The sequence below is a fragment of the Allobosea sp. 10L417 genome, from assembly GCF_056395485.1.
In genome coordinates, this window is sequence record NZ_JBFTJP010000001.1 from 944466 (window position 1) to 958964 (window position 14499).

Below are 14499 nucleotides of genomic sequence, written 5' to 3' on the forward strand. Positions count from 1 at the left end.
TCCACCCGTCCTTTCCAAGCTCGCCAAAAGCGGCTGCAAGACTGCCTTCCCTCCTCACCGGCCTGCTGTCGCGCTGGCCGGCCCCGGCCCTCCCGCCCGCCCGACGGAGCCCTGTGAGACCATCATGACCAGCATCGACCGCGCCCAGCACGACAAGCTCGCCAACGCCATCCGCGGCCTGGCGATGGACGGCGTCGAGAAGGCCAAGTCCGGCCATCCCGGCCTGCCGATGGGCGCCGCCGACGTCGCCGCCGTGCTGTTTACCCGCGTGATGAAGTATGACGCCGCCGATCCGCGCTGGCCGGACCGCGACCGCTTCGTGCTCTCGGCCGGCCATGGCTCGATGCTGCTCTACGCCCTGCTCTATCTCACCGGCACGCCCGGCATGGAGCTCGACGACCTCAAGAAGTTCCGCCAGCTCGGCTCCGTCACGCCCGGCCACCCCGAGAATTTCGAGACCAAGGGCGTCGAGACCACAACCGGCCCGCTCGGCCAGGGTCTGGCCACCGCCGTCGGCATGGCGATGGCCGAGCGCATGCTCGCCGCCGAGTTCGGCAAGAAGGTCGTCGACCACCACACCTATGTGCTGGCGTCCGACGGTGACCTGATGGAGGGCATCAGCCAGGAGGCGATCGCGCTTGCAGGCCACCAGAAGCTCAACAAGCTCATCGTCTTCTGGGACGATAACGGCATCTCGATCGACGGCCCGCTGACCATCACCGACAATGTCGACCAGGTCGCGCGCTTCAAGGCCTGCGGCTGGCGCTCCGAGCGCGTCGACGGCCATGACCCCGACGCCATCGAGGCTGCGATCCGCCGCGCCCAGAAGTCGAACAAGCCGACGATGATCGCCTGCAAGACCATCATCGGTTTCGGCGCGCCGCATAAGCAGGGCACCTCGAAGGCCCACGGCGAGGCGCTGGGCGCCGATGAGCTCGCCGCAGCCAAGAAGAACCTCGGCATCACCGGCGGCCCCTTCGACGTTCCGGCCGATGTTCTGAAGGCCTGGCGCAGCTACGGCATGGCCGGCCATCTCGCCCATAAGGACTGGCTCCTCCGCTTCGGTGCGCTCTCCGAGCGCAAGCGCGGCGAGTTCGAGCGCCGTCTCGGCCACACGGTTCCCGCCAAGCTCGACAAGGCGATCCTCGCCCACAAGAAGGGGCTGATCGCCGCGCCGCAGGCCGTCGCGACCCGCAAGGCCTCGGAGCTGGCGCTGGAAGCCATCATTCCGGTCATGCCCGAGCTGGTGATGGGCTCGGCCGACCTGACGCCCTCGAACAACACCCGCACCAAGGCGGCCGAGGACTTCACGCCGAAGACCCCGAAGGGCCGCTATGTCCGTTACGGCATCCGCGAGCACGGCATGGCCGCCGCGATGAACGGCATCACCCTGCATGGCGGCTTCCGCACCGCCGGCGGCACCTTCCTGGTCTTCGCCGACTATGCCCGCCCGTCGATGCGCCTCGCCGCCCTGATGGGGCTGCCGGTCATTTATGTCATGACCCATGACTCGATCGGCCTCGGCGAGGACGGCCCGACCCACCAGCCGGTCGAGCAGGTCGCCTCGCTGCGCGCCATGCCGAACATGCGCGTCTTCCGCCCGGCCGACGCCATCGAGACGGCGGAAGCCTGGCAGGCAGCGCTGGAACGCACGGACGGGCCGACGGTGCTGGCACTGTCGCGCCAGAACCTGCCGCAATTGCGCACCGACGCCTCCCCGAAGAACCGCTCGGCTACAGGTGCCTACGAACTGCTCGCGGCCGAGGGCGGCAAGGCCCAGGTCTCGCTCTTCGCCTCGGGCTCCGAGGTCGAACTCGCCGTCGCCGCCCGCAAGCTGCTTGCAGAGAAGGGTGTGCGTGCGCGCGTCGTCTCGGTGCCCTCGCTCGAGCTGCTGCTCCAGCAGGACGAGGCCACCCAGGCAGCGATCATCGGCTCGGCGCCGGTCAAGGTCGCGGTCGAGGCCGGCGTCCGCTTCGGGTGGGATGCGGTGATCGGCCATGACGGCGCATTCGTCGGCATGCACTCCTTCGGGGCGAGCGGCCCCTACAAGGACGTCTACAAGCATTTCGGCATCACGGCGGAAGCCGTCGCCGAAGCCGCGTTGAAGCAGCACAACGCCTGATTCTTCGGGCGAAAAGCTGAGTTTCCCAACAGAGGCCTTGCGTTCGGCCATGCTTTGGCCGAATTGCCCGCGTGGATAGCGACGGCTCACGCCGGTTCGCTCGGCGAAGGAGAGGAAGAGATGACGGTTAAGGTGGCGATCAACGGCTTCGGCCGCATCGGGCGCAACGTTCTGCGCGCGATCATCGAGTCGAAGCGCAAGGACATCGAGGTCGTCGCGATCAACGATCTCGGCCCGGTCGAGACCAACGCCCATCTCTTCCGCTTCGACTCCGTCCACGGCCGCTTCCCCGGCACCGTGACCGTCTCCGGCGACACGATCGATGTCGGCCGCGGCCCGATCAAGGTCACCGCGATCCGCGACCCCAAGGACCTGCCCCACAAGGCGCTCGGCGTCGACATCGCGCTGGAATGCACCGGCATTTTCACCACCAGGGAGAAGGCGGCCGCGCATCTGGCGGCCGGCGCCAAGCGCGTGCTGGTCTCGGCCCCCTGCGACGGCGCCGACCTCACCGTCGTCTACGGCGTCAACCATGGCGAGCTCAGCAAGGAGCACCTCGTCGTCTCCAACGCCTCCTGCACCACGAACTGCCTCGCGCCGGTCGTGCGCGTGCTTCATGACGCCGTGGGCATCGACAAGGGCTTCATGACCACGATCCATGCCTATACCGGCGACCAGCCGACGCTCGACACCATGCACAAGGATCTCTACCGCGGCCGTGCCGCCGCGATGTCGATGATCCCGACCTCGACCGGCGCCGCCAAGGCGATCGGCCTCGTCATCCCCGATCTCAAGGGCCGCCTCGACGGCACCTCGATCCGCGTTCCCACCCCGAACGTCTCGGTCGTTGACTTCAAGTTCCTCGCCAAGCGCAAGACCTCGGTCGAGAAGATCAACGACGCCATCATCAAGGCGTCGAAGCGCGGCGCGCTGAAGGGCATCCTCGGCGTCACCGACCAGCCGAACGTTTCGATCGACTTCAACCACGACTCGCATTCCTCGACCTTCGCCCTCGACCAGACCAAGGTCATGGACGACAAGTTCGTGCGCGTGCTGTCCTGGTATGACAACGAGTGGGGCTTCTCGAACCGCATGAGCGACACGGCCGTCGCCATGGGCGCCCTGCTCTGATCCATCACTGAAGCGGGGCCGTGCCGCCCGTGGCGCGGCCCCGCCATTTCCGCCACGCTACGGAGAGCCCATGGCCAAGATCGAGCCGACCGTTACGTCCCCGGTGCCTGTCGAGGCACCCGCCGTGACGCCGCCCCCCGCATTCAGCCCCGCTCCCGCAGCCGCGATGCCTGCATCGCCCGCGCCCGCCGTCGTCGTCGGCTCCGCCGTGCCGGCCTCCGCCGAGGCCGCGTCGAAGCCCGATCCGCGCCAGCTCGACCAGCTCTCCCGCATCGAGGAGAAGGCCGCGCGCATCGAGGAGAAGTTCGCGCGCTACGAAGCCGTCTTGACCCGCGCCGAGGCCTCGCTGGAACGCAGCGCCCACAAGGTCGACGCCGCCGCCGGCACGATGGATTTTGCCGCGATCCGCGGTGAGATTTCCGCCCTGCGCGACCGCGTCGATGCCACGCCGCGCGCCGGCACACTGTTTTTGACCGCCATCGTAACGGCCGCTTTGACTGTCGCGCTCACCATTGTGGTGCTAAAATTCGGCGTCCCCGGCCTGTTCGGGAGCCTGCTGACGCGATGACCGCCTTCCGCACCCTCGACGACGCCGATCTTGCAGGCAAGCGCGTCCTCGTCCGTGTCGACCTCAACGTCCCGATGGAGGACGGCAAGGTCAGCGACACCACCCGCATCGACCGCGTTATGCCGACCATCCGCGAGATCGCCGACAAGGGCGGCAAGATCATCCTGCTCGCCCATTTCGGCCGCCCCAAGGGCCGCGACGACAAGAACAGCCTGAAGCAGATCGTGCCGGCGCTGACGCAGGCGCTCGGCCGCCCCGTCACCTTTGTCGACGACTGCATCGGTGAGGCAGTCGCCAAGGCCGTCGCCGCGGGCAAGAACGGCGATGTGCTGCTGCTGGAGAACACCCGCTTCCACGCCGGTGACGAGAAGAACGACGCCGAGTTCGTGAGGGCGCTCGCCGCCAATGGCGATATCTACGTCAACGACGCCTTCTCGGCCGCGCACCGCGCCCATGCCTCGACCGAGGGCCTCGCCCATGTGCTGCCGGCCTATGCCGGGCGCACCATGCAGGCCGAGCTGGAGGCGCTTTCCGCCGGCCTCGACAATCCCGCCCGCCCGGTGATGGCGATCGTCGGTGGCGCCAAGGTCTCGACCAAGCTCGAGCTGCTCGGCAACCTCGTCAGGAAGGTCGACGTGCTCGCCATCGGCGGCGGCATGGCCAACACCTTCCTCGCCGCCCGCGGCGTCGACGTCGGCAAGTCGCTCTGCGAGCATGACTTGCTCGACACCGCCCGCGAGATCGAGGCCAAGGCCAAGGCCGCCGGCTGCGAGATCCTGCTCCCCGTCGACGCGCTGGTGGCGCGCGAATTCAAGGCGCATCCCAGCTACCGGGTCGTGCCGGTCGATGAAGTCGAGCCGGACGAGATGATCCTCGATGCCGGCCCGCTCAGCATCGCCGAGGTCGTGCTGCGACTTGAGAAGGTGAATACGCTGGTCTGGAACGGCCCCTTCGGCGCCTTCGAGTTGCCGCCATTCGACACCGCGACCGTCGCTGTCGCCAAGGCCACGGCCAAGCACGTCAAGGCAGGCAAACTCGTTGCGGTCGCTGGCGGCGGCGACACCGTCTCGGCCATGAACCATGCCGGCGTCGCGGACAGCCTGTCCTACGTCTCGACGGCGGGCGGCGCCTTCCTCGAATGGATGGAAGGCAAGGCTCTGCCGGGCGTCGAGGCGCTGCGGAAGGCCTGATTCCGACTATTTTTCAGGGGCCGCCCGGCGACGGAGCGGCCCTTCGCATTTTCAGCATGTCAGTGCTTTAGTTTTGCGCCGGTGGTGCTTACGCACTACATCCAAGCTCATATCGATTAGCCAAAGGGGAGTGCCAATCGTGGCCCGTATCACGCTTCGCCAGTTGCTCGACCACGCCGCCGAGAACGACTACGGCGTGCCCGCCTTCAACATCAACAACATGGAGCAGGCGCTGGCGATCATGGCGGCGGCTGATGCCACCGACGCGCCCGTCATCATCCAGGCCTCGCGGGGCGCGCGTTCCTACGCCAACGACATCATGCTCAAGCACATGATGGACGCGGTCACCGAGATCTATCCGCACATCCCGGTCTGCGTGCATCTCGACCACGGCAACGAGCCGGCGACCTGCATGACCGCGATCCAGGCCGGCTTCACCTCCGTGATGATGGACGGCTCGCTCAAGGCCGACGGCAAGACCCCCGGCGACTGGGACTACAATGTCGGCGTCACCAAGACGGTCACCGACATGGCCCATCTCGGCGGCATCTCCGTCGAAGGCGAGCTCGGTGTCTTGGGTTCGCTCGAAAGCGGCGAAGGCGAGAAGGAAGACGGCCACGGCTTCGAGGGCAAGCTCAGCCACGACCAGCTCCTGACCAACCCCGACGAAGCCGTGAAGTTCGTCGCCGAGACCAAGGTCGATGCGCTCGCCATTGCCATGGGCACCTCGCACGGCGCCTACAAGTTCACCCGCAAGCCCGACGGCGCGATCCTGGCGATGAACGTCATCGAGGAGATCCACAAGAAGCTGCCGAACATGCACCTCGTCATGCACGGCTCGTCGAGCGTCCCGCAGGACCTCCAGGACATCATCAACCAGTATGGCGGCAAGATGCCCCAGACCTGGGGCGTGCCGGTCGAGGAGATCCAGCGCGGCATCAAGCACGGCGTCCGCAAGATCAACATCGACACCGACAACCGCATGGCGATGACCGGCCAGATCCGCAAGATCCTGTCCGAGAACCCCGGCGAGTTCGACCCTCGCAAATATCTGAAGCCTGCCATGGAAGCGATGACCAAGCTCTGCACGCTACGCCTGCAGGAGTTCAACACCGCCGGCCAGGCCTCGAAGATCAAGCGCATCATCACGCTCGCCGAAATGGCCAAGCGCTACGCCAAGGGCGAGCTCGACCCGACCTTCGGCGCCAAGAAGGCGGCCTGATCGCGTCGACGATAGCCAGATTTCCAGCGCCCGGCCTCGTGCCGGGCGTCTTTGTCTGGGCCGGGCGCATCGCTCCGGTTGCGGCCGGCATGTATGCGATGCTCTTTCCGTGCGCGCCGATTTCTGATTCAACGGCAAGGCCCCGCCGCCCGAACCTCCGCAATCCCATGTCGATCGTCTTTTCAGCCCTGGTCGCGGTCTTCGTCGGTTTCGCGGCCTCCGTGGCCGTCATCCTCTCGGCGGCGCAGGCGCTCGGCGCCACTGCCGGCCAGACCGTCTCCATGGTCGCCGCGCTCGCCATCGGCACGGCCATCGCCAGCCTCTGGCTGTCCTGGCGCTATCGCATGCCGATGATCTGCGCCTGGTCGACTCCCGGCGCCGCCCTGATCGCGGCCGCCAGCGGCTTCGATATGGCCTCGGCGGTCGGCGCTTTCCTCATCGCCGCCGTGCTGATGATGCTGACCGCCGCCTTCCGTCCCCTTGGCCGGCTGATCGAGCGCATCCCGATGCCGATCGCCTCGGCGATGCTGGCGGGCGTCATCTTCCGCTTCGTCGTCGCGGTCTTCGACGAGATGCGACTTTCGCCCGCGCTCGTGCTGCCGCTGCTCGCGATCTTCCTCGTCGCGCGGCTGGTCAGCCCATTCCTCGGCGTGATCGCCGCGCTGGTCGCCGGGATCGTCATCAGCTTCGCGGGCGGGCTCGCTCATTGGCCGGCGGGAGAGATCGCACTCACCGGCCTCGAATTCGTCACGCCGCGCTTCGATATTGCCGCCATGCTTGGTATCGGCGTCCCGCTCTATCTCGTCACCATGGCCGCCCAGAACCTGCCGGGCTTCGCCGTGCTGCGCGCCGCGGGCTACAAGCCGCCGACGGCCCCGGCCCTGTTCGTCACCGGCCTTGCATCGCTGGTGACCGCACCCTTCGGCGCGCATATGACCAACATGGCGGCGATATCGGCCTCGATCTGCACGGGCGGCGACACCCATCCCGATCCAAAGCAGCGCTGGAAGGCGGGCGTGCTCTACGGCTTCGCCTATCTCGCCGTCGCCGGCTGCACCGGCCTGTTGATCGCGCTGCTGCTTGCTCTGCCGAAAGCGCTGATCGTGGCGGTCGCCGGCCTGGGGCTCGTCGGCTCGTTCACCGGCGCGCTTGCCCAGGCGATGTCTTCCGACAAGGAGCGCTTCGCCGCCGTGATCGCCTTCTGCATCGCGGCGTCGAGTCTTTCGCTGTTCGGCATCGGCTCGGCCTTCTGGAGTCTCATTGCCGGGCTTGCGGTCTTGACATTGGACTTCGCTGCGGGCCGTTTGCGCAGCCGATCATGACCACGCACTCCTCTCCCACCCGCCTGATGCTCGTCACCCCGCCCGTCGAGGACGCGGAGGCGATCGCCTTTCGCCTGATGCAGGCGATGGCCGGCGGCGACATCGCCGCCATCGTGTTGCGCCTCACGCCCGGCGACGACCGCAGCCGCATCGAGCGCGTCAAGCGCCTCGCCGCGCCGGTCCAGGCCAATAATGTCGCCCTCGTCGTCGAGGACAGCGCGCTCGTCGCGACCCGCGGCGGCGCCGACGGCGTGCACGTCACCGGCGGTCCCGAAGCGATCGCCGAGGCCCGCTCCAGCCTGAAGAACGAGCGCATCATCGGCGCTGGCGGCCTGCGGGCCCGTCACGATGCGATGGATGTCGGCGAGACCGGCGTCGACTATGTCATGTTCGGCGAGCCGCGCGCCGATGGCAGCGTTCCTCCGCTCACGGCCGTGATCGAGCGCGCCGGCTGGTGGGCCGAGATTTTCGAGACGCCCTGCGTCGCCTACGCGCCCGATGCCGAATCGATCCCTGCGCTGGTCGAGACCGGCGCAGAATTCGTCGCCCTCGGCGCCTGGGCCTTCGAGGAAGGGCAGGATATCCGCGCCCTGGTCGAGTCCGCCAATGCCGCGATCGCCGCGTGCTCGGCGCGAAAGACGGCGCGATGAAGCAGCTCCTGCGCCTTGCCTGCCTCGCCGGCACCCTGCTGGCGGCGGTGCCGGCCGGCGCTGCCGCCTACGCGGACAACGCCTACGGAGCCTATCAGGTCGGCCATTATCGTCGGGCGCTGTCCGAGGCTCTGAAGCGCGTCGAGGCCGACAACAACGACGCCGCCGCGATGACGCTGATCGGCGAACTCTATCGCCAGGGCCTCGGCGTTGCGCCCGACCAGAAGGTCGCGACGGAATGGTACGAGCGGGCCGAGGCGCGCGGCGACATCAACGCCGCCTTCGCCCTGGCGACCCAGCTTCTCGACGAGAAGAGCGGCAAGCGCGATCCTGCCCGCGCCGGCGCCCTGCTGGAGAAGGCTGCCGCGGCCGGCCATCCGGCCGCGAACTACAATCTTGGGCTGACCCTGCTCGCCACCGGCCGCGAGGCGGATGACCAGCGCGCCGTCGCCTGCCTGGAGATCGCCGCCAAATCCAATGTCGCGGACGCCATGCATGCCCTGGGCGTGCTGGCGAAGCAGGGCCGCGGGATGCCGGCCAGCGAGGAGACGGCGGCACGCTGGATGAAGCAGGCGGCTGCGGCCGGCAATGTTCCCGGCATGGTCGAATATGCGATCATGCTGTTCAACGGCATCGGCGTGAACAAGGACGAAGCGCACGCGGCGAAACTGTTCCAGCGCGCCGCGGTGCTCGGCAACCCGATCGCCCAGAACCGTCTGGCCAAGCTGTACCAGTTCGGCCTCGGCATTCCGCCGGATACGATCGAGGCCGCCGCCTGGCACCTCGCAGCCCGCGCCCAAGGGCTCGACGACGCCGCGCTGGATGGCCTGTTCGATCGGCTGAAGCCCGAACAGCAGGCCCGCGCCGCGCGCATTGCGGCCAGCCGCATCAGCAGCGCCGTCTTGACGGCGCAGTAAGAGCCGCGCAAGTGACGGTACGCTATTCCTGCCGGGCGCATCACCAGCGCTGCTGGCTCACCGCGCCTTCGCGGCGCGCAAGAGGTTTCCGATGATCCGCTCCCCCCTGATGACCGTGATGACCGACGCCGTGATGAAGGCGTCCCGTTCGCTGAAGCGCGACTTCGGCGAGGTCGAGAACCTGCAGGTGCTCGCCAAGGGCCCGGGCGACTTCGTCTCCAAGGCCGACCACAAGGCCGAGGAGATCCTGCGCGAGTCGCTGGAGAAGGCCCGCCCCGGCTATGGCTTCGTTATGGAGGAGAGCGGCGTCGTCCACGGCACCGACGAGAGCAACCGCTGGCATATCGATCCGCTCGACGGCACCCACAACTTCCTGCGCGGCATCCCGCACTGGAACATCTCGGTCGCGCTGGAGCGCGACAACCAGTTCATCGCCGGTGTGATCTATGACGCCGCCAAGGACGAGATGTTCATGGCCGAGAAGGGCAAGGGCGCCTTCGTCAACAACCGCCGCCTGCGCGTCTCCGGCCGCAACGAGCCGGCCGACATGCTGATCGGCACCGGCATCCCGCATATCGGCAAGGGCGGCCACGGCCAGTTCCTGCGCGAGCTCGCCGCCGTGATGCCGCGCTTCGCCAATGTCCGCCGCATGGGCTCGGCCGCGCTCGACATCGCCTATGTCGCGGCCGGCCGCATGGATGCCTATTGGGAGCGCGGCCTCAACACCTGGGATTTCGCCGCGGGCGCCGTGCTCATCCGCGAAGCCGGCGGCACCTTCGGCACGCTCGACGGCAAGCCGGTGACCAGTGCGAAGGATATCATCTGCGGCAACGAGGCCGGCGAGCGCGCGCTTGCCGCGGCGCTTAAGACGGCGACCGCCTGAGCGGCTTCCCGGGCACGCCGGCGCTCGTCCCGGGCGCCGGGACTTCGTCAAACCGGCTTTGAGACAGAACTGTAGCTCTTTCGTGCTTGATCCCGGCGGCGGGGAAGGCGACAGTCCTCCCCGCACTCCGAGGCGAACGGAAGACGACGAATGGCGAACGAGGATTTCGCGGCCGAGCCGGTGACGGCCGCACCCCTGCGTACGGAGACCCGTTTCTCGCGCCCGCTTCGCTACATCGTCCGTGCGGTCCTGTTTCTCGCCCTGATCGGCTTCCTCGGCTTCATTCTTCAGAACGGCCTGAAACAGGCCTTCATGACCAATCCGGGGCTGAACGGCCTCATTGTCGGCGCGCTGTTCGTCGGCGTGCTCATCGCGTTGCGCGAGCTCTGGCGTCTCCAGAGCGAGGCCCGCGCCGCCACGCGGCTTGCCGCCGCTCCCGCCTCGGCGCAGGTCCGGCGTAGCGACGTCATCGCGCCGTTCGGCTCCCTCCTCGCCGCGCTCGATCGCGGAACGCTCGCCCCCACCCAGGCCGTCTCGGCCCTCGAATCGGTCGCGGTCAGGCTCGACGACGGGCGCGAGGTGCTGCGTTACCTCGCCGGGCTGCTCGTCTTCCTCGGCCTGCTCGGCACCTTCTGGGGCCTGCTCGACACGGTGGGCTCGGTCGGAACCGTCATCAAGTCGCTGCGCACGGGCGCCGAAGCCGGAGTGCTCTTCGACGAGCTGAAGGCCGGGCTCTCCGCCCCGCTCGCCGGCATGGGCCTGTCTTTCTCGTCATCGCTCTTCGGCATCGCCGGCTCGCTGATTCTCGGTTTCCTCGATCTTCAGGTGGGGCAGGCGCAGCGCCGCTTCCGCAACGAGCTCGAAAGCTGGCTCGGCACCCGTACCGCAACACCGGAAACCATCGCGCCCCTGCTCGCCGCGGGCGACCCTTTGGCCGACCGCTTCGAAAGGCTGAGCGCCGCGATGGCAGACGGCGCCTCGAACAATCGCGCGGCGACCCAGGCGCTCGCCAACCTCGCCGAGGGCATCCAGGGCCTCGTCCAGCATATGCGCTCCGAGCAGCAGATGATCCGCGACTGGGTGGAGGCGCAGGCCACGCGCGAGAAGGATCTGAAGCGACTGATCGAACGCCTTACGGCTGACCAGATCACCGAGCCATGATCGCCGCCGGCACCTCAGGAACCTGATCCATGGCCCTCTCCCGCGCCCATCGCCGCGAGGAATTGAATTTCTGGCCCGGCTTCGTCGACGCGCTCTCGACGATGCTGATCGGCATCGTCTTCCTGCTCACCGTCTTCGTCCTCGGCCAGTTCTTTCTCTCGCAGGAGCTCACCGGCAAGGACACCGCGCTGGAGCGGCTCAACAGGCAGATCTCCGAACTCACCGATCTGCTGGCGCTGGAGCGTTCCTCGAACCGGCAGGCGCAGGAGAACCTGCAGCTCATGCAATCGACCCTGACGCGCGAGCAGGACGAGCGCGGCCGCCTGCAGGGCCAGCTCGCCACCCAGAACAATGCCGCCCCGGTCCAGCTCGCAGAGGCGCAGAAGGCGCTGGACGCCGAAAAGCAGCTCTCCGCCCGCGCCCAGTCGACGGTCGATCTCGTCAACCAGCAGATCCTCGCCATGCGCCGCCAGCTCGCCGCACTGGAAGAGGCGCTGGCCGCTTCGGAAGCCAAGGACAAGGAATCGCAGACGCGCATTTCGGAGCTCGGCTCGCGGCTCAACGTCGCCCTCGCTCAGCGCGTCCAGGAGCTTGCGCGCTATCGCTCGGACTTCTTCGGACGTCTGCGGCAGGTGCTCGGCACAAGGCCTGACATCCGCGTCGTCGGCGACCGCTTCGTCTTTCAATCGGAAGTCTTCTTCGATGCCGGCCAGGCCGTGCTGAAGCCCGAGGGCAAGGTCGAGCTCGACAAGCTCGCCACCATCCTGCTCGATCTCGGCAACGAGATGCCGCCCGACCTGCCCTGGATCCTGCGCGTCGACGGTCACACCGACAACCGCCCGATCAAGACCGCCCAGTTCCCCTCGAACTGGCATCTCTCCTCGGGCCGCGCCATCGCCGTGGTCGAATACCTGATCTCGCGCGGCCTGCCGACGGACCGTGTCGCCGCCACCGGCTTCGGCGAGTATCAGCCGCTCGACGTCGCCAACACCGACGAAGCACACCGCCGCAACCGCCGTATCGAGTTCAAGATCACGGAGCGCTGAGCATGTCCGTCAGGCGCCGCTCTCTCGCAATCGCCGGGGCACTCGCGCTGATGCTGGCGGCCCCGGCTTCCGCCCAGTCGCCCGACGGCGGCGGGCGCTATCTCCACGACATGCTGAAGCAGCCGACCTATCGCGAGACCTGGACGCACATGGTCGGCAAGCTCGGCCCGCGCGAATCCTGGCTCAGGGCTGACAAGCTGAGCGGTCCTGGCGGCCCCAGCACGATCGTCACGGTCGGCGACCAAACCTTCGAGCGCGTCGACACCTGCAAGCGCCACGATTGCGGCGACAACCGGTTCTATGCGCTGTTCTCGCCCGATGGCAGCGAGGCGCTCGGCGTCCTCATCCAGCCCGGCCATATCCGTTTCTTCGGCCAACCCAGCGAGGCACAGCAGCGCGCGCTGGTGGGGCCCTAGCTCGGCTTCATAGACGGCCCGTCATTCCGGACAAGCCGCTTTAGCGGCGCGCTTCGCGCGGCCGGAATGACGGCTGTTGTCTTCCTCTATCCTAGGCCACCTCGAGCCCGAACTGCAGCGCCGCCAGTCGGGCATAGAGCCCGCCGCGTGCCTTGAGCTCGGCATGCGTGCCTTCCTCGACGATGCGACCGTCTTCCATGACGAGGATTCGATCGGCCGAGAGGATAGTCGCCAGACGATGCGCCACGACCAGGGTCGTGCGCCCCAGCATCAGCCGGTCGAGCGCATCCTGAACCGCCCTTTCGCTTTCCGAATCGAGCGCGCTCGTCGCCTCGTCGAGCAGCAGGATCGGCGCATCCTTGAGGATCGCCCGCGCGATGGCGAGACGCTGGCGTTGCCCACCCGACAGCGTGACGCCGCGCTCGCCGACGACCGTGTCGTAGCCCTGCGGCAGCGCCCGAATGAACTCTTCGGCCGCCGCAAGCCGCGCCGCCGCCTCGACCTCCTCCCGCGAGGCGTCGGGACGGCCATAGGCGATGTTGTCCCGAACCGAGACGCCGAAGACGGTCGGCTCCTGCGGAACCAGCGCAAAACGCTCGCGCCAGATCTCCGGATCGGCCTCGGGGCCGGCGACGCCGTCGACGACGACGCGCCCGTCCTGCGGATCGTAGAAGCGCAGCGCGAGCTGCAGCACCGTGCTCTTGCCGGCGCCGGACGGCCCGACCAGCGCCACGCGCTCGCCCGGCCGCACGGAGAAGCTCAGATTCGACAGCGCCGGGCCGAGCCGGCTGGGATAGCTGAACGAGACGTTCTCGAAGGCGAGTTCGCCGAGCGAGGGCTCCGGCATCGGCTTGGGATGTGGCGGCGCGGCTATCGCGGGCTTCAGGGCCAGGATCTCGCCGAGCCGGCCCGAGGCGCCGGCTGCAGCGCTGATGTCGCCATAGACCTCGGACAGTTGGCCGAGCGAGCTTGCCGCCAGCACCGCATAGAGAATGAACTGCGAGAGCCGGCCGCCCGTCATCCGCCCGTCGAAGACCTCGGTCGCCCCCGTCCAGAGCACGCAGACTACGCTGGCGCTGACCAGGAAGATCGCGACGCCGGAGAGCAGCGCGCGTGAGGCCGTCGCCTCCCGCGAGGCGGCATAGGCCCCGTCGGAGGCAGCTTCGAAGCGGGCCGAGGTCTGGCGGGCGGCACCGAAGGACTGCATCGTCCGGATCGCACCGACAGCCTCGGCGGCAAAGGCGGAGGCGTCGGCCAGCCTGTCCTGCGCTGCCCGCGCCCGGCGCCGGACCGTGCGGCCCGACAGCACCAGCGGGATCACGATCAGCGGGATCACGCCGATGACGATGGCTGATAGCCGCGGGCTCGTCGCCACCATCAGCCCGAGTGCGCCCAGCGTCATGATGACGTTGCGGAGCGCGATCGAGGCGGTCGAGGCGAAGGTGGACTTGATCTGCGTGGTGTCCGCGGTGAGTCGCGAGACGAGGTCGCCCGCCTTGCTCGAATCGAAGAAGGCCGGCTCCAGCCGCGTCAGGTGGCGGAAGACATCGGCGCGCAGCGAGGAGACGATGCGCTCGCCGATGGTCATGACGAGATAGAAGCGCGCCGAACTCGCCAGCGCGAGCACGGCGACCACGCCGATCAGCAGGATGAAATAGCTGTTGGCGAGCTGCCGCTCGCCGCCGGCGAAGCCGACATCGATGACGCGCCGCACCGCCATCGGCAGCACCAGCGTCGCCAGCGACGCGATCACCAACGCGACGAGCGCGAAGGCGATCCGCCCCTTCTGCGCACGCGCATAGGGCCAGAAGGTCGCGAGCGAGCGGAAGTCGGGACGCGCCTTCTTGTCGTTCTTGTCAGCCTCGGCCACG

13 protein-coding genes are annotated in these 14499 nt (G+C 68.0%); 12 read left to right on the plus strand and 1 reads right to left on the minus strand.

Features of this window, described 5'->3' with window-relative positions; all coding sequences use genetic code 11:
• Positions 1-124 precede the first annotated feature (124 nt).
• From tkt to AC1DE3_RS04875, 12 genes are all read left to right on the plus strand, one after another.
• Positions 125-2122, plus strand: coding sequence for a transketolase (gene tkt, locus AC1DE3_RS04820; RefSeq protein ID WP_476796600.1), 1998 nt, complete (start codon positions 125-127; stop codon positions 2120-2122).
• 120 nt (positions 2123-2242) lie between these two features.
• A complete protein-coding gene (gene gap, locus AC1DE3_RS04825; protein ID WP_441472912.1) occupies positions 2243-3253 on the plus strand; it encodes a type I glyceraldehyde-3-phosphate dehydrogenase in 1011 nt (336 codons plus the stop codon).
• Positions 3254-3323: 70 nt separating this feature from the next.
• Positions 3324-3821, plus strand: a complete 498-nt coding sequence (locus tag AC1DE3_RS04830; RefSeq protein WP_476780342.1) for a hypothetical protein — start codon at positions 3324-3326, stop codon at positions 3819-3821.
• Entirely contained in the window at positions 3818-5011 is a 1194-nt protein-coding gene (locus tag AC1DE3_RS04835) for a phosphoglycerate kinase (protein ID WP_476852116.1), read from the plus strand. Before AC1DE3_RS04830 ends, AC1DE3_RS04835 begins: the two co-directional genes overlap by 4 nt.
• Positions 5012-5150: 139 nt before the next feature.
• Complete coding sequence (fba, locus tag AC1DE3_RS04840) at positions 5151-6233, plus strand: class II fructose-bisphosphate aldolase (RefSeq protein WP_476780340.1); 1083 nt, start codon at positions 5151-5153, stop codon at positions 6231-6233.
• 167 nt (positions 6234-6400) lie between these two features.
• The gene (locus AC1DE3_RS04845; RefSeq protein WP_476780339.1) at positions 6401-7555 is read left to right on the plus strand and encodes a benzoate/H(+) symporter BenE family transporter; all 1155 of its coding nucleotides are present in this window, start codon (positions 6401-6403) and stop codon (positions 7553-7555) included.
• On the plus strand, positions 7552-8205 hold the full coding sequence (locus AC1DE3_RS04850) for a thiamine phosphate synthase (RefSeq protein WP_476780338.1): 654 nt from the start codon (positions 7552-7554) through the stop codon (positions 8203-8205). Before AC1DE3_RS04845 ends, AC1DE3_RS04850 begins: the two co-directional genes overlap by 4 nt.
• Positions 8178-9122, plus strand: coding sequence for a tetratricopeptide repeat protein (locus AC1DE3_RS04855; protein WP_476780337.1), 945 nt, complete (start codon positions 8178-8180; stop codon positions 9120-9122). Before AC1DE3_RS04850 ends, AC1DE3_RS04855 begins: the two co-directional genes overlap by 28 nt.
• A 91-nt stretch (positions 9123-9213) precedes the next feature.
• Positions 9214-10005: an inositol monophosphatase family protein gene (locus AC1DE3_RS04860; RefSeq protein ID WP_441510212.1), complete on the plus strand. Its 792-nt coding sequence runs from the start codon at positions 9214-9216 to the stop codon at positions 10003-10005.
• A gap of 150 nt (positions 10006-10155) precedes the next feature.
• Positions 10156-11166 (plus strand): flagellar motor protein MotA, encoded by a 1011-nt coding sequence (locus AC1DE3_RS04865; protein WP_476852117.1) that lies wholly within the window; start codon positions 10156-10158, stop codon positions 11164-11166.
• Positions 11167-11195: 29 nt separating this feature from the next.
• Positions 11196-12212: a peptidoglycan -binding protein gene (locus AC1DE3_RS04870; protein ID WP_476780335.1), complete on the plus strand. Its 1017-nt coding sequence runs from the start codon at positions 11196-11198 to the stop codon at positions 12210-12212.
• A gap of 2 nt (positions 12213-12214) precedes the next feature.
• A complete protein-coding gene (locus AC1DE3_RS04875; RefSeq protein ID WP_476780334.1) occupies positions 12215-12628 on the plus strand; it encodes an Ivy family c-type lysozyme inhibitor in 414 nt (137 codons plus the stop codon).
• A gap of 91 nt (positions 12629-12719) precedes the next feature.
• Here the strand turns inward: AC1DE3_RS04875 and AC1DE3_RS04880 are convergent, their stop codons facing one another.
• Positions 12720-14498, minus strand: coding sequence for an ABC transporter transmembrane domain-containing protein (locus AC1DE3_RS04880; RefSeq protein WP_476780333.1), 1779 nt, complete (start codon positions 14496-14498; stop codon positions 12720-12722).
• Between the last annotated feature and the right edge of the window lies 1 nt (position 14499).